Genomic DNA, 15676 nt, shown 5'->3' with positions numbered 1-15676 from the left:
CTGACTAGCCAACCACTTTTTCGTTACGAAATCATTTCGGCGGGCCGGGGCGGGGTCACGGCTTGATCCCTGCGGTGCCCGCGCCCGGCCTGGCCGCCCGCATCGTCGCCCGCCGTTACTGTTTTTCGGTCAGAATGCGGCAATGTAGGGGCGTGTCCCCCAACAAAAGCGTGTCCTCGGCCGTGCCCGGCCTCCTTGGCGCGGCGGCCGCGGTGGCCGCCGCCGTCGGTGTCCACTTTCTGCTCCCCGCGCTGCCGGCAATGACCCTCGCCGTGGTCTTCGGACTGCTGGCCGCCAACCTGCCGGGCGTGGCGGCCTGGACGTCCGGGCCGGCGCGGCCCGGGCTGGACTTCGCCGGCAAGCACCTGATGCGGGCAGGGATTGTGGTCCTTGGCCTGAAAGTCAGCCTTGGCGACGTGCTCGGCCTCGGCTGGGCCGCGCTGCTGCTGATCGTGGCTGTGGTGCTCGCGGCCTTCGCCGGCACGTACGGGATCGGCAGGCTGTTCCGCCTGCCTCCCCGCACATCGCTGCTGGTGGCCACGGGATTCGCCGTCTGCGGGGCCTCCGCGATCGGGGCGATGGCCGCGGTGCGCAGGATCCGGCAGGAAGAGACCGTGCTGCCGGTGGCGCTCGTGACACTCTGCGGGACCCTGGCGATCGGGGTGTTGCCACTGCTCGCGCGGCCGCTGGGCCTCGGTCCGGAAATCTTCGGGGCATGGACCGGCGCCTCCGTGCACGACGTCGGGCAGGTGGTCGCCACGGCCCAGACCGCCGGCGCCGCCGCCCTGGCGGTCGCCGTCGTCGTGAAGCTTACCCGGGTGATCCTGCTGGCGCCGATGGTCGCCGCCGCCGGCTTCCACCACCGCCTGGGCCCCGGCGCCGAAGACGTTAAACGGCCGCCGGTGATCCCCCTGTTTGTCCTCGGGTTCGTGGCCATGGCCGGCCTGCGCAGCACCGGGTGGCTCTCCCCCGCGGTCCTGGACGCGGCCGCCGTCGTGCAGGACGTGCTATTGGGAATGGCGCTGTTCGGGCTGGGCTCGGCGGTCCGCGCGGGCCAGCTCCTCCACACCGGCGCCCGGGCGCTGCTCGCCGCGCTCGCATCCTGGCTGCTGATCGCCGTGCTGGGCCTGGCCGCCGCCTTCCTGATGTTCCCCTCTGCTTGAGCCCCGCGCCGACGGGCCGCCTGCCCGCGTTCCGGACCCGTTCCGGACCGCCCGGGCGTGATCCCGCGCACACGCTGCCGTGATTAGATAGTTGAGTGTCGAATTCGAATCTGGGCCGCGACGAAGCCGAGGCCCGCTCCGCCCTCATCACCGCGCACAGCTATGACGTCTCCCTGGACGTCCGGCAAGCAGCTGACCCGAACGTCGCCGGCTACACCAGCCGCAGCGTCATCACATTTTCGGCAAGCGAACCTGGCGCGTCGACCTTCGTGGACTTTATCGCGGGCAGCGTGCACAGCGTGTTCCTCAACGGCAAGGGCCTCCCCGTGGCGGACGTCGTGGACGGCTCCCGGATCCGGCTCGACAACCTTCAGGCGCAAAACCAGGTCACCGTTACCGGGACAGCCCTGTACAGCACGTCAGGTGAGGGTCTGCACCGTTTCGTCGACCCGGCCGACGGCCAGTGTTACCTGTACACCCAGTTCGAGCCTGCCGACGCGCGGCGGGTGTTCGCGAACTTTGAACAGCCGGACCTGAAGGCCGAGTTCACTTTCCACGTCATGGCCCCCTCAGACTGGCAGGTGGCCTCCAACGGCGCCGAGGTGGCACGCACCCAGCTCACCTCTGACCCCGCCACGAGCCGCTGGGATTTCGCCCCCACCCGGGCCATGTCCACCTACATCACAACCGTCCTGGCTGGGCCGTATTTCAAGGCCGAGGACGCCTGGACCGGCACGCTGGGCGACGGCACAGCACTGGAGGTGCCGCTGGCGCTCTACTGCCGTGCCTCCATGGCCAAGTCCTTCGACGCCGAGGAGCTTTTCGACCTCACCAAGAACGGATTGTCCTTCTTCAACCAGCTCTTCGATTTCCCTTACCCCTGGGGAAAATACGACCAGGCCTTTGTGCCTGAGTACAACCTCGGCGCCATGGAAAACCCCGGTCTCGTGACGTTTACCGAAAGCTACGTCTTCACATCCCGGGCCGCCGATTCGCAGTACCAGGGCCGCGCCAACACCCTCCTGCACGAGATGGCGCACATGTGGTTCGGCGACCTCGTGACGATGAAGTGGTGGGACGATCTGTGGCTCAAGGAGTCCTTCGCGGACTACATGGGCACCCTGGGTGTGGACCGGGCCACGGGCTGGGAGACGGCGTGGGTGAACTTCGCGAACAACCGGAAGGCGTGGGCCTACGTGCAGGACCAGCTGCCCACCACGCACCCCATCGTCGCTGACATTCCGGACCTCGAAGCCGCGAAGCAGAACTTCGACGGCATCACCTACGCCAAGGGCGCGTCCGTGCTCAAGCAACTCGTGGCCTACGTCGGGTTCGACGCGTTCATCGCCGGATCCCGTCGGTACTTCCGCGACCACGCCTACGCGAACACGACGCTGGCCGACCTTCTGGCCGCCCTGAGCGCCGCGTCCGGCCGCGACCTGGCGGAGTGGGCCCGCCAGTGGCTGCAGACCTCCGGCATCTCCACCCTTTCGCTGGAGATGGCGGAGCCCCTTGAGACGGCGGAGCCCGGCGGGGACGTGCTCGGTCCGGTCGCCGTCCTGCAGGATGCCGTAGACCCGGCCACCGGCCGGCAGGAGCCGCGGCCGCACCGGCTGCGGATCGGCCTCTACGACTTTGACGACGCCGGCGCCCTGGTCCGCACGGACAGCGTCGAAACGGATCTGAGCGGCGCCCGGACGGACGTGGCCGCGCTGGCTGGCAAACCCCTGCCTGCCCTGCTGCTGGTCAACGACGACGACCTCAGCTACGCGAAAGTACGGTTGGACCCGCGCTCCGAGGCCACAGTGCGCGGTTCCCTCGACAGGCTGACTGACCCGATGGCGCGGGCGCTGTGCTGGACGGCGCTCTGGGACTCGGCCCGCGACGCCGTCACGCCGGCCGCCCTCTACGTCGACGCCGTACGGCAGTTTGTGCCCGCGGAACCCGGGATCGGGGTCCTGCTGAACGTGCTGGGCAACGCCTCAACGGCGGTCGAACGCTTCGTGCCGCGCGGTCAGCGCGACGAGGTGCGCCGCAGCTTCCTGGTCACTGCGGCAGAGCAGCTGCAGGCGGCGGCTGCGGGGTCCGACCAGCAGCTGGCGTGGGCCAGAACCATGGCCGCCACCAGCCGGTACGACGCGAGCGGGCTTGGCCTGCTCCAGGGCCTCCTCGACGGCACGATCGTGATTGACGGGCTCGCCGTGGACGCCGAACTGCGCTGGAACTTCTGGCACGCCCTCGCCGCCCACGGCGAGGCTTCGCAAGAGCAACTGGACCGGGAGCTCAACCGGGACAACACCGCGGCAGGCAAGTCCGGACACGCCACGGCCCTCGCAGCCCGGCCGGAGGCGTCCGTCAAGGCCGCCGCCTGGGAGGCTGCGGTCCACGGCACCGGGCTGTCCAACCAGCTGCTCACCGCCACCATTGCCGGGTTCAACACCGCCCCGACCTCGCTTTTGGCAGGGTTTATCGATCCCTATTTCGAGTGCCTGGAGCATGTGTGGGCGGAGCGGAGCATTGAAATCGCCAGCCGGATTGTCCGCGGTTTCTACCCCGCGGGCCAGGACCTCGACGGCCACGGCGGTACGCCGGAGCGCCACGCCGTGATTCTCCGTACCGACCATTGGCTGTCGTCGCGCCCTGATGCGCCGCCTGCTCTGCGCCGGATCATCATCGAACAGCGCAGCCACCTGCACCGCGCGCTCGCGGCGCAGGCCCGCACCGTTGAGGCATCATCGAGTGCTCCGTGATTGCCCATTTCGCGGCTCAAGACGGCAGTAACGGAGCACTCGATGGGGAATGAAGGCTCCTAGGGCACCCGGTGGAGCCATTCCGCGGCGCCGAACTTGGTCTCCACCCGGCGCGCGGCTGCCTCCAGCTCGGCCTCGGTGAGTTCGGACGGCGTCGCGCTGTAGCGTTCGGTAAAGACGTCCATCATGGCCGCGACGATCTCGGCGCGGGACATGCCCGTCTGGCGCCGGAGCGGATCAACTCGCTTCTTCGCGCTCCTGGTGCCCTTGTCGGAGAGTTTCTCTTTGCCGATGCGCAGCACCTCCACCATCTTGTCGGCGTCGATGTCGTAGCTCATGGTGACATGGTGGAGCATGCCGCCGTTGGCGAGGCGCTTCTGGGCCGCCCCGCCGATCTTGCCGTGCTCGGTGGCGATGTCATTGAGCGGCACGTAGAAGGCGCTGATGCCGACCTTCTCCAGGGCCGCCATCACCCAGCTGTCCAGGAAGCTGTACGAGTCCGCGAAGCTGATGCCGTCCACGAGCGTCTGCGGCAGGTACAGCGAGTAGGTGATGCAGTTGCCGGCCTCCATGAACATCGCTCCCCCGCCGCTGATCCGGCGGACCACCGTGATTCCGTGCCGGGCTACGCCGTCAGGGTGCAGTTCGTTTCGGACGGACTGGAAGCTGCCGATCACCACTGACGGTTCCTCCCAGTCCCAGAAGCGCAGCGTGGGATTGCGGCGCCCGGCGCCGACCTCCTCGGTCAGGACTTCATCCAGGGCAACGTTGACGCGGGTAGGCAGGACCGTGGGAGCGATGATGTTCCAGTGGTGGTCCGCCCAGCCGGTAGCCTTCGCCAGGGCGCGGCGGACGGTGACCGCGACTGCGTCGGCGGAAAAGCCGAACAGCACGGCGCCTTCGGGCAGGGCGGCCGTGACGGCCGCCGCGATGTCCGCGGCGTTCGTCTCGACGCCGAGGCCGGTGAGTGCGCCGTTGATCTCCGGCAGCGCCTCGTCCGGCTCCAGGAAGAAATCGCCGCTGAGCGACACGTTGGCCAGCCTGCCGTTCACGACGTCGAAATCGACGACCACGAGCTTGCCGCCGGGAACCTTGTATTCACCGTGGTGATGGCCGTCAGGGGCGGCCGGCTGGCCCGAACTGCCGGGACTGGTGGCCGCAGGATGGGATGTCATGACATCCATCCTGCCCCATTCACGCAAAAAGCCCGCACCGTTGCCGGTGCGGGCTCTCTGTCAGACCTTGGGGAGAAGAAGTTACTTCTTGCCGCCGAAGCCCTTGAAGCGAGCGTTGAAGCGCTCGACGCGGCCTGCGGAGTCCATGATGCGCTGCTTGCCCGTGTAGAACGGGTGGGACTCGGAGGAGATTTCGACGTCGATGACCGGGTAGGTGTTGCCGTCTTCCCACTCGATGGTCTTGGAAGAAGACACGGTGGACTTGGTCAGGAACTTGACGCCGGAAGCCAGGTCGTTGAAAACAACAGCTTCGTACTTCGGGTGGGTATCAGACTTCATAATTGGACCTTTGTTCGCACAGCTGGATTTTGCCAGCTGCCAGGTATGAATGGGATGGTCGTCGGAAAGCACCGGACGGCCAGCTATCAATCATAGCGGATGTCAGGTCTGTTGACGAACGCTGTTTGCGCACGTCAGGCCCTGCCGGTTGCGGCGCCGGCCCGGGTTCAGTCCTTCGGGCGCAGCTCCCAGAAGGCAACCGCCGATGCCGCCGCCACGTTGAGCGAATCGACGCCCGGGCGCATCGGGATTTTCACAGCGAGGTCGACGGCGGCGAGGGTGCCTTCGCTCATGCCGGCCCCTTCGGTGCCGAGCACCAGGGCCAGGCGTTCGGGCCGGCGGGCGGCGAGTTCGTCAAGGTCCACCGCGTCGGCCGTGAGCTCCATGGCCGCCACAGTGAAGCCTTGCTCCTGCAGCGCGGCCAGTGCCCCCGGCCAGTCCTCCAGCCGCGCCCACGGCACCTGGAACACGGTTCCCATGCTGACCCGGACGCTGCGGCGGTAGAGCGGATCCCCGCAGCGCGGGGAGACCAGGACGGCGTCGACGCCCAGCGCGGCGGCGGAGCGGAAGATCGCCCCGACGTTCGTGTGGTCCACGATGTCTTCGAGCACGGCCACCCGGCGGGCTCCGGCAAGCAGTTCGGCCAGCGGCACCGGGGCGGGCCGGTGCATGGCAGCCATGGCGCCGCGATGCAGGTGGAAGCCGGTGATTTCCTCCAGCAGCGCGGCCGAGCCGACATAGGCGGGCACGTCCGGGTAACGCGCAAAGATGTCCGCCAGATCCTCGGCCCACTTCTCGGCCAGGAAGAACGACCGCGGCCGGTGCCCTGCCGCCAGTGCCCGGCGCAGGACGCGGGAGGACTCGGCGATGTAGAGGCCCTCGGCGGGTTCCCGGACTTTGCGCAGGTGCACGTCGGTGAGCCGGGTGTAGTCGGATACCCGCGGGTCGTCGGCGGATTCAAGATGGTAAAAGGTCACGGGCAGGTCATTTCGTGGATCTTTGAACGGGCTTTGTGAACGTTTTCCGGCTAGTGGAACAGGTTGGCGATCATGAATCCCAGGGCCACGAGGCCGAGCGCGAAGATCACACCGCGCAGGACCACCGGGGAGAGCCGGCGCCCCACCCTGGAGCCAACCAATCCGCCAATCAGGGAGCTTACGGCGATCAACCCGACCACGCCCCAGTCAATCCGGTCGAAGGCGAACAGCAGGTAGGAGCACGCGGCGATGACATTCACCCCCAGGACCAGAATGTTTTTCATGGCGTTGGCGTTCTGGATGGTCCCGGTCATGAACACGCCCAGGATGCCAACCAGCAGGATGCCCTGGGCCGCGACGAAGTAGCCGCCATAGACGCCCGCAAGGTAGACCAGCACCACGAGCAGGACCCCGTGGCGGCGGTCCCGGATCGCGTGTTCTGGGTTTTCTTCCCGGTTCCGCACCCACTGCTGGAGCTTCGGCTGGAACACCACCATCAGCAGCGCCAGCACGATCAGGACGGGCGCGGCGTAGTAGAAGACCCTCTCGGGAAGGTGCAAGAGCAGGAAGGCGCCGGTGATGCCGCCGAGCAGCGAGGCGGGCAGGAGCCGCAGCAACTGCTTGCCGCGGCCGGCGAGCTCCTTCCGGTAGCCCCAGGCGCCTGCGGCACTTCCGGCCACAAGCCCCGTGGCGTTGCTGATAGAGGCGGTGACGGGAGGGTAGCCAAGGGCGATCAGCACCGGGAAGGTGACCAGGGTGCCGGACCCGACGACGCTGTTGATGGTCCCCGCCCACAGCCCGGCAAAGAAAATGAAGACGCTATTGAGGGGCTCCACGCGCGGTCAGCGGCCCCGTCAGCGGCTGGCGGTGGCGCTGTACCGCCCTGCGCTGACGGTGACGTCCAGCGGCAGGCCGAAGGTCTCGCTCAGGTTTTCGGCCGTGAGGACTTCCGGCAGCGGACCGGCCGCCACTACACCGCCGTCGCGCATCAGCATGGCGTGCGTGAAGCCGGGCGGCACTTCCTCGAGGTGGTGGGTGACCAGGACGATGGCCGGGGCAGCGTCATCGCGGGCGAGTTCGCTCAGGCGCTGGACGAGGTCCTCGCGGCCGCCGAGGTCCAGGCCGGCGGCGGGCTCGTCGAGGAGCAGCAGCTCCGGATCGGTCATGAGGGCGCGGGCGATTTGGACGCGCTTACGTTCGCCCTCGGAAAGCGAGGCAAAGGGACGGTTGAGCAGCGGGCCCATCCCCCACTCGTTCAGCAGCCCGAAAGCACGCCGTTCGTCGTCCTTCTCGTAGCCTTCGCGCCAGCGGCCGGTCACGCCGTAGGCGGCGGTGACGACGACATTGAGGACCTTTTCGTGTTCCGGGATCTGGGTGGCCAGCGCGGCCGAGGACAGGCCGATCCGGGGCCGCAGTTCGAAGACGTCGACGGCGCCGAGGACTTCCTCGAGGATCCCTGCCATGCCGGAGGTGGGGTGGATCCGGGCGGCAGCCAGCTGGAGAAGAGTGGTCTTGCCGGCGCCGTTGGGGCCGAGGATCACCCAACGCTCGCCTTCCTTGACCTGCCAGTCCACCTTGTCCAGGAGCGTCTTAGCCCCACGCACAACGCTGACGGCGGCCATTTCAAGAACTTCACTCATAGGAGTAGACACTAGGACAAAAAAGCGGACGACTGATAACCGGCGCCGCGCGGTGCCGTGGGCCGTCACACGGCACCCCTGCCGTGCGCAACGAATTCGGGCCGTCCACCGCCTGCTCGCTAGGATTGAAGCCATGAGTTCGAACGTGACCGCAGTCAGCTACGGCCTGAAACTGTCCCTTCCCGACATCCAGCGGCTGCGCTCGCTGCTCACCGCCGCAGGGCTGAGTGTCGGCACTGAAACCCGCGCCGGCGACGGTCGGTTCGAGGTGTATGCAGCGGATTGCACCTTGGACTCCGAAACACCGGGCTCCGAAACGCCGGTCTCCGAAACATCGGGCTCCGGAAACGCCTCGGCGCCCGCAAGTCTCACGGCGGCCCGGCTGGAGGGTCCGCGGCATACGCTGGCAGCCTCCGCCATCGACGGCGTTGACACGGCGCTTGTTCCCGCAGGACTGCGAAACGCCCGGCGCAAGTTCCTGATCTTGGATGTGGACTCCACCCTCATCCAGCAGGAAGTGATCGAACTCCTGGCCGCCTATGCCGGCAAGCGCGAGGAAGTGACGGCGGTGACCGAGGCAGCAATGCGCGGCGAGGTGGACTTCGCCCAAAGCCTCCACGCCCGGGTGGCGGTGCTCGCCGGGCTGCCGGCCGACGTCGTCGCCAAGGTCCGCGCCGAGGTCAAGCTCACCGAGGGCGCCGCCGAACTGGTGGCGGCATTCCAGGCCGCCGGCCATGCCGTGGCCGTAGTGTCCGGCGGGTTCAACCAGACCCTGCAGCCCATCGCCGAGGACCTGGGACTGCACTACTGGGTCGCAAACGAACTCGAAATCGTCGACGGCGCCCTGACGGGCAAGGTACTTGGCGACGTCATCGACCGCGCCGCCAAGGAGAAGCACCTGCGCGAGTGGGCCGCCGCCGAGGGCATCCCGATGGAGCACACGATTGCCGTGGGCGACGGCGCCAACGACCTCGACATGCTCGGCGCCGCCGGAATCGGCATCGCCTTCAACGCGAAGCCGGCTGTCCGTGCCGCCGCGGACGCCGCCGTGAACCTGCCCTACCTCGACGCCGTGCGGTACATCGCCGGCGTCTGACGCCCGGGCAGGCTTTTTAAGCGAGTCGTTAACCGCCGGATGGCGCGCCGCCGGCAATGCGCTGCACAAGCATCGCGGGGACGCGCCATCCGGCGCGGGTGCCCTGGTTCTCAGGGCGGAACGAGTTCCTAGTTGGAACCGGTCTCGGCGGCCTTGCCGAAGTAATCCGCCCCGCCGACATACTCGGTGTGGCCGGTCTCGACATCGGCCGCGGCCATCTTGGCGACCTCGGCGGCAAACTCCTTGACCGAATACAGCTTTCCGGCCTCGGCACGGCGCGCCTCAATGGCGCCGGGGTTGGACCGGTCAAGCAGGGTTGCGGTGACCGTGCCCTCGATCATGTCGCCGGAGACGACCACCAGCGAGATGCCCTTGTCCGCCAAGCCCGGGATGAGGTCCCGCAGGGCGTCCTCGCCGGCGCGCTTGCTGCGGGCGACGGGCTCGTATTCGGGCATGGTGGGCACTGTCCCGATGAAGTGGGCCTGGTGGCTGGTCACGAAGACCACGCGCGAGCCTTCGGGCATGAGGGGCACGGCGGCGTTGAGCATGTTGACCTGCGCATCGCGGTTCAGCTTCAGCGCGTAGCCCTCTTCCATTCCGGTCTCCATGCCGCCGGAGGCGTTCAGGACCAGGAGGTCGAGCGAGCCGAAGTTCTCCATGGCGGCGCTGGCGAGGGCCTGGACGCCTTCCTGGGTGGTGAGGTCCGCTCCGACGGCCGCGGCGCGGCCGCCGTCGGCTTCGATTTCAGCGACGACCTTGTTCGCGCGCGGCGCCTTCTGGCGGTAGTTCACGACCACGGCTGCACCTTCGGCGGCGAGGAACTTGGCGACTTCGGCGCCGATTCCGCGCGACGAACCGGTCACGATCGCAGTCTTGTTTTCCAGCAGTCCCATACGAGCTCCTTTGTTCCAAACGTCCAAACACTGTGGGGTCTGCAGTCCATCATGCCAGCGGATTGCGCCTTTTCAGTTGTTTGGCCTCCACAAAGAAGCCCGTACTGCGTAGTTCCCGGGACGTGGCGGCTGCCCCGGGTATCCGCCCGTGGGGACATGCCCTCCGTGCGGGCCAGCCAACGGACATGTGGCGAATATGTCCAGCCCCTGCAGCCAACCAATGGACATGTTCCCCGTGCGGGACAACCAGTGGACATGTGACGAATATGTCCAGCCGCTGCGGCCAAGACCGGACATGTTCCCCCCGCCGCCGCCGTGCCAACCGCGGTTCAGCTCCGGTCGATCCGGATTCTCTTCGTCGTCTCCGCCGGGACCACCTCGGGCGCCGGTGCGCGGACCTCGAGAACGCCGTCCTTGTAGGTGGCGGTGATGTCTTCTTCCCTCGCCCCTGGCGGCAGCGCAACGCTACGGGACGATGACCCGTAGCGGAACTCCGAGCGATAGCCGTCCTTGTTCTTGTGCTCGGACTTCTCCAGCCGCTCCACCGTGATGTGCAGCATGCCCTCGCTGACCGAGACGTCAACGTCCTGGTCAGGATCGATTCCGGGGACTTCCGCGCGCACCACGAGAGTGCTGCCTTCGTGGAACTGTTCGATCCTGATGCCCGGCGCTATGGACAGGTCCCCGTCGAGGAAGCGGCGGACCGGCTCCAGCATGTCCGAGGGCGTCCACTTGCTGAGATCACTCATGACCCGTCTCCTAAGTCCGCGCCCCGGCCACGGCAACGTCAGGGCTGTGCGCCCATTACACGCCCCGCGGGCGGCGCTGCCAAGGGCAAAAAGGCCCGGCGCGGATGACGACGGCCGCGGATGCCGCCGTCGTCGTCCCGTGTCCGCAGGGCGCCTGCCGGAACCTAGTGGCCCATGCCGAGGCCGCCGTCGACCGGAATGACCGCCCCGGAAATGTAGGCCGCCTCGTCGCTGGCGATCCAGCGAACCACGTTGGCGACCTCGGAAGCCTCGGCGAAACGCCCGGCCGGAACCTTGGTCAGGTAGTCCTTCTGCGTGGCCTCCGGCAGTTCCGCCGTCATGTCCGTGTTGATGAACCCCGGTGCCACGACGTTCGCCGTGACCCCGCGGCCGCCGAGTTCCCGGGTCAGGGAACGGGCGATGCCCACCAGGCCGGCCTTGGAGGCCGAGTAGTTAATCTGGCCCGGCGCGCCGTACAGTCCGGAGACGGAGGAAATCAGCACCACGCGGCCCTTGCGTGCCCGGATCATGCCCTTGGAGGCGCGCTTGATGACGCGGAAGGCGCCCGTGAGGTTCGTGTCGATGACGGAGGTGAAGTCGTCCTCGCTCATGCGCACAAGGAGCGTGTCCTTGGTGATGCCGGCGTTGGCGACGAGGACTTCCACGGGGCCGTGGGCGGCTTCGACTTCCGTGAATGCGGCGTCCACCGAGGCTTCGTCGGTAACGTCGGCCTTGACCCCGAGGATGCCCGCGGGCAGGGGCGATTCGCTGCGGTACGTCACCGCCACCTTGTCCCCGTTGGCCAGGAAGGATTCGGCGATGGCCAGGCCGATCCCCCGGTTTCCGCCGGTGATCAAGATGCTGCGGCCGGTGGTGGGTGCTTCAGTCATAGGGGGCTCCGGGATTCTGCGGCAGGGAAGGCCGCGCTGGGGGCTGGAATTTTCCTGCCTCCGATCTTAGCGCCCGGCGCCCACCCGTTTGGGCGGCTCCGCCGATGGTGAGAGAATTGGGGTAAGCCTTGGGAGCGTGATCTGACAGCCGTGACACTCGAAAACCAACCTGGTGTTCCTATGCCCGGGCGGCCGGACGCTGAGTCCAGCGACGCCGAGGTGCACAGCATCACCGACGCGGCCGCTGCGCACTCTGACGAGATGCGCCAGCGCATGATCAAGTACGCCGTCGCCATGGGAATCCGCATGCTCTGCCTGATCCTCATCTTCGTCGTCGATGGTTGGTTCAAGCTGATCCCGGTTCTTGGTGCCGTGTTCCTCCCGTGGGTGGCGGTGGTGATCGCCAACGGCAGCGACAAAGCTGAAATCCACAGCGACGCCCTCCTGGACTACGCGCCCCTGGTCGAGCTGGACGCACCGGCTCCCCGCGATCAGGCGTCCGCCGGCGATGCCCCGGTGACGCTGCTGCAAGGCGAACTGATAGATGATGAGAATGACGATGACAACCACGGACGGGCAGCTTCATGAACCTCTTTGACCTGGCGGGGAGCAGCGCCAGCACGGCGGCGGCCCCCGGCGCCGTCTGTTCGCGCAAGGCCTGCCGCGCAGCGGCGCAATGGCAGCTGCTGTGGAACAACCCCAGGATCCACACCCCGGAGCGGCGCAAGATCTGGCTGGCGTGCGGCGAGCACCGCGCCTGGCTCGAGGACTACCTGCAGACCCGCGGGCTCTGGAAGGACACCGTTGCCCTCGCCGAGGCGGCTGTGTCCCCGGCCGAAGGCGGGGCGCCCCTGGACCCGTCAGGCAGGATCGGCTGAATGTACCGCTTTCTCTTCTCCAGCAAGTGGCTGGGCTACTTGTTGCTGGCCGCGATCTTCGCTGTTGCCTGCGTAGGTCTCGGCAGGTGGCAGATGGACCGGCGCGCCGAGACGCTGGCCGAAATCAACCGGGTGGTCTCCAACTACTCGGCCACCCCCGTGCCCTTCGCCGATGTCCGGGACCAGTTCAGCCGGCTCGACCCGGAGCGTGAGTGGACCCAGGTGGAACTCAAGGGCAGCTACGACGTCGCCGGCCAGCGCATCGTCCGCAACCGCCCGCTCAACGGCCAGCCCGGCTACGAGGTGGTCGTGCCGTTCAAGCTGGCTACCGGCGAAACCGTCGTGATTGACCGCGGCTGGCTGCCCATCGGGAACAACACCCCGGGCCGGCCCGACGCCGTGCCCGCCCCGCCGCAGGGACCGGTGACGGTGGTCGCCCGACTCAAGGCGGCCGAACCCGCGCTGCAGCGCGGCGCCCCTGACGGACAGTTGGCCTCGATCGATCTCAGTGCCTATTCCACCCAGCTGGGCTATCCGCTGCTGGCGGGCGCCTACGGACAACTGGCCTCCGAGTCCCCCTCGGTGCAGGACATGCCGTTCCCCTTCCCCAAACCGTCCACCGATGAAGGCACCCACCTCTCGTACTCCCTGCAGTGGTTCGCCTTCGGCGTGCTGATGTTCGTCGGGTTCGGCTACGCGGCCCGGCAGCAGGCCCGCAACGCCGCGATCGACGCGGAGGACGCCGAAGCGGACGCCGCAGAGGGCCGTTTCCGGCACTCCAGCGGCCCGGCGCCGCGGCGCCGTCCGGTTCCCCGGAAGCGCAAGAATGCGACAGCGGAGGAAGAGGAAGACGCCATTTTGGACGCACAGGGGTTCTGACGGGTGAGCCTGCAGATCCTTCCCGAACCTGTGGCCAACGTGAAGCGCGCCCTCACCGCCCTGGGCGCCCGGGACACCGTGACGGTGTTCGAGGCGAAAGTTCCGACGGCGGCCGCCGCGGCCGCCGCGCTGGGCTGCGATGTCGCGGCCATCACCAACAGCCTGGTGTTCGACCTTGAAGGCGCCCCGCTGCTTATCCTGGCCAGCGGATCCGCCAAAGTCGACGTCCGGAAAGTGGCCGCCCGCCTGGGCGCCGGCAAGATCCGCCGCGCCTCCCCCGAATTCGTCCTGGCCCACACCGGCCAGGAGGTAGGCGGCGTGGCCCCGGTAGGCCACCCGGCGAAGATCCGCACGCTGCTGGACAACTCACTGGCCGTCCACGCCGTCCTCTGGGCAGGCGCCGGAGACCACAACTCCATGTTCTCCATCGGCTACGAGGACCTGGCCAGAATCACGGGCGCGGAAGAGATGCCCGTCCGCTGACCCCTTCGGCCCGCTAGCCCAAGCAGCTCGCAGCAGGGGCCGTTTCGAGGGCCCTGCAGCTCGCCGGTTGGGGCGGCCTTACGCCAGGGTGATCAGGTCCAGGTAGTCTTCGTTCCAGTGGTCTTCGACGCCGTCGGGCAGCAGCACGACGCGCTCCGGGTTGAGCGCCTCAACGGCCCCCTCATCGTGGCTCACCAGCACGACGGCGCCGGTGTAGTTGCGCAGGGCGCCGAGAATCTCGGAGCGGCTGGCCGGGTCAAGGTTGTTGGTGGGCTCGTCCAGCAGCAGCACGTTGGCGCTCGACGCCACGATGGTGGCCAGGGCGAGACGGGTCTTTTCGCCGCCGGAGAGGACGCCGGCCGGCTTGTCGACGTCGTCCCCGGAGAACAGGAACGAGCCCAGGATGCCGCGGACTTCGGAATCGTTCATGTCGGGGGCGGCCGAGCGCATGTTCTGCAGGACCGTGCGGTCGACGTCGAGCGTCTCGTGTTCCTGGGCGTAGTAGCCCACCTTCAGGCCGTGGCCGGGGATGACTTCCCCGGTGTCCGGCTTGTCGACGCCGGCGAGCATCCGCAGCAGCGTCGTCTTGCCGGCACCGTTGAGGCCCAGGATGACCACCTTGGAGCCGCGGTCGATGGCGAGGTCGACGTCGGTGAAGATTTCCAGCGAGCCATAGGACTTGCTGAGGCCGTCAGCCGTCAGCGGGGTCCTGCCGCAGGGCGACGGGTCGGGGAAGCGCAGGGCCGCCACGCGGTCGTTTTCGCGGACCGCCTCGAGCCCGCCGAGGAGCCGCTCGGCGCGTTTGGCCATGTTCTGCGCGGCGACCGCCTTGGTGGCCTTGGCACGCATCTTGTTGGCCTGGTCCATGAGGACCTGTGCCTTCTTCTCCGCGTTGGCGCGTTCGCGCTTGCGGGCACGCTCGTCGGTTTCGCGCTGGGTGAGGTAGCGCTTCCAGTCCATGTTGTAGAAGTCGATCTGGGCGCGGTTCGCATCCAGCAGAAAGACCTTGTTCACGGTCGCCTCGAGCAGCTCGGTGTCGTGGCTGATGACGATCAGACCGCCCTGGTGGTTCTTGAGGAATTCACGCAGCCACGCGATCGAGTCGGCGTCGAGGTGGTTGGTGGGCTCATCGAGGAGCATGGTCTCGGCATCGGAGTACAGGATGCGGGCGAGCTCCACACGGCGCCGCTGACCGCCGGAGAGGGTCTTGAGCGGCTGGTTCAGCAGCCGGTCCGGCAGGGCGAGGTTCGAGCAGATCGCGGCCGCCTCGGCTTCGGCAGCGTAACCGCCGGCGGCCAGGAACTCGGACTCCAGCCGGTCATAGCGGTTCATCGCCTTGCGCTGGACGGCGGCGTCCTCGCTGGCCATCTCTTCGTGGGCGACGCGGAGCTTGCCGACGGCGATGTCCAGGCCTCGGACGGACAGGATCCGGTCCCGCGCGAGCTGCTCCATGTCCGGGGTGCGCGGATCCTGCGGCAGATAGCCGATTTCCCCGCTCCGGGTCACCTTGCCGGCGGCGGGCAGGCCCTCGCCCGCGAGGACCCGGGTCAGTGTGGTCTTGCCTGCACCGTTACGGCCGACCAGACCGATCTTGTCTCCCTTGTCGATCCGGAAGCTCACCTGGTCCATAAGGAGGCGGGCGCCGGCGCGCAGTTCGAGATCCTGGACGGTAATCAATGCAGCTAAGGCCTTTCACAACGGGAACGCCGCGGCACAACAGGTGGAATCTGGGCTCGGGCCGGGCAGGTCGGCCGAGAGCACGGC

At 67.8% G+C, this 15676-nt stretch carries 16 protein-coding genes; 7 read left to right on the top strand and 9 right to left on the bottom strand.

Translation table 11 applies throughout. From position 1 onward, the window contains the following. Nucleotides 1-134: 134 nt before the first annotated feature. Nucleotides 135-1163, top strand: coding sequence for a YeiH family protein (locus ACFVVK_RS14570; protein ID WP_390268175.1), 1029 nt, complete (start codon nt 135-137; stop codon nt 1161-1163). A 95-nt stretch (nt 1164-1258) separates the two neighbouring features. After that, a complete protein-coding gene (gene pepN, locus ACFVVK_RS14565; RefSeq protein WP_390268172.1) occupies nt 1259-3913 on the top strand; it encodes an aminopeptidase N in 2655 nt (884 codons plus the stop codon). A gap of 59 nt (nt 3914-3972) precedes the next feature. Here the strand turns inward: pepN and ACFVVK_RS14560 are convergent, their stop codons facing one another. The 5 genes from ACFVVK_RS14560 to ACFVVK_RS14540 form a co-directional block, all read right to left on the bottom strand. Next, nucleotides 3973-5088, bottom strand: a complete 1116-nt coding sequence (locus ACFVVK_RS14560; protein ID WP_390268169.1) for a biotin/lipoate A/B protein ligase family protein — start codon at nt 5086-5088, stop codon at nt 3973-3975. An 81-nt stretch (nt 5089-5169) separates the two neighbouring features. Next, nucleotides 5170-5427 (bottom strand): type B 50S ribosomal protein L31, encoded by a 258-nt coding sequence (locus ACFVVK_RS14555; RefSeq protein WP_090956047.1) that lies wholly within the window; start codon nt 5425-5427, stop codon nt 5170-5172. 167 nt (nt 5428-5594) lie between these two features. After that, nucleotides 5595-6404: a TrmH family RNA methyltransferase gene (locus ACFVVK_RS14550; RefSeq protein ID WP_390268164.1), complete on the bottom strand. Its 810-nt coding sequence runs from the start codon at nt 6402-6404 to the stop codon at nt 5595-5597. A 50-nt stretch (nt 6405-6454) separates the two neighbouring features. Next, complete coding sequence (locus ACFVVK_RS14545) at nt 6455-7240, bottom strand: sulfite exporter TauE/SafE family protein (protein ID WP_390268161.1); 786 nt, start codon at nt 7238-7240, stop codon at nt 6455-6457. 18 nt (nt 7241-7258) lie between these two features. Continuing rightward, nucleotides 7259-8044 (bottom strand): ABC transporter ATP-binding protein, encoded by a 786-nt coding sequence (locus ACFVVK_RS14540; protein ID WP_390268158.1) that lies wholly within the window; start codon nt 8042-8044, stop codon nt 7259-7261. Between the two features lie 133 nt (nt 8045-8177). Between ACFVVK_RS14540 and serB the strand changes: the two genes are divergently transcribed. Continuing rightward, complete coding sequence (gene serB, locus ACFVVK_RS14535; protein ID WP_390268155.1) at nt 8178-9140, top strand: phosphoserine phosphatase SerB; 963 nt, start codon at nt 8178-8180, stop codon at nt 9138-9140. A gap of 128 nt (nt 9141-9268) precedes the next feature. Here the strand turns inward: serB and ACFVVK_RS14530 are convergent, their stop codons facing one another. The 3 genes from ACFVVK_RS14530 to fabG all read right to left on the bottom strand — a co-directional run bounded on the left by ACFVVK_RS14530 (nt 9269) and on the right by fabG (nt 11672). Beyond that, nucleotides 9269-10033, bottom strand: a complete 765-nt coding sequence (locus tag ACFVVK_RS14530; protein WP_390268152.1) for an SDR family oxidoreductase — start codon at nt 10031-10033, stop codon at nt 9269-9271. 329 nt (nt 10034-10362) lie between these two features. Next, entirely contained in the window at nt 10363-10782 is a 420-nt protein-coding gene (locus ACFVVK_RS14525) for an Hsp20/alpha crystallin family protein (protein ID WP_390268149.1), read from the bottom strand. Between the two features lie 164 nt (nt 10783-10946). Next, a complete protein-coding gene (gene fabG, locus ACFVVK_RS14520) occupies nt 10947-11672 on the bottom strand; it encodes a 3-oxoacyl-ACP reductase FabG (RefSeq protein WP_390268146.1) in 726 nt (241 codons plus the stop codon). A 180-nt stretch (nt 11673-11852) separates the two neighbouring features. Here fabG and ACFVVK_RS14515 point away from each other — a divergent pair, with 180 nt between their 5' ends. From ACFVVK_RS14515 to ACFVVK_RS14500, 4 genes are read left to right on the top strand one after another with little or no spacing between them, the layout of a single operon-like run. After that, nucleotides 11853-12260 (top strand): DUF3099 domain-containing protein, encoded by a 408-nt coding sequence (locus ACFVVK_RS14515; protein ID WP_390268142.1) that lies wholly within the window; start codon nt 11853-11855, stop codon nt 12258-12260. Further along, entirely contained in the window at nt 12257-12550 is a 294-nt protein-coding gene (locus ACFVVK_RS14510; protein WP_390268140.1) for a hypothetical protein, read from the top strand. The genes ACFVVK_RS14515 and ACFVVK_RS14510 overlap by 4 nt, the downstream gene beginning before the upstream one ends. After that, the gene (locus ACFVVK_RS14505) at nt 12551-13429 is read left to right on the top strand and encodes an SURF1 family protein (RefSeq protein WP_390268137.1); all 879 of its coding nucleotides are present in this window, start codon (nt 12551-12553) and stop codon (nt 13427-13429) included. A 3-nt stretch (nt 13430-13432) separates the two neighbouring features. Further along, complete coding sequence (locus ACFVVK_RS14500; RefSeq protein WP_390268134.1) at nt 13433-13912, top strand: YbaK/EbsC family protein; 480 nt, start codon at nt 13433-13435, stop codon at nt 13910-13912. A 78-nt stretch (nt 13913-13990) separates the two neighbouring features. Here ACFVVK_RS14500 and ACFVVK_RS14495 read toward each other — a convergent pair whose 3' ends face one another. Next, nucleotides 13991-15589 (bottom strand): ABC-F family ATP-binding cassette domain-containing protein, encoded by a 1599-nt coding sequence (locus ACFVVK_RS14495; protein ID WP_390268132.1) that lies wholly within the window; start codon nt 15587-15589, stop codon nt 13991-13993. Nucleotides 15590-15676 lie beyond the last annotated feature (87 nt).

The organism is Arthrobacter sp. NPDC058192 (assembly GCF_042883665.1).
Lineage (GTDB): Bacteria > Actinomycetota > Actinomycetes > Actinomycetales > Micrococcaceae > Arthrobacter.
The sequence above is the reverse complement of the archived record's forward strand: the minus strand, read 5'-3'. Positions and strand labels throughout refer to the sequence as shown.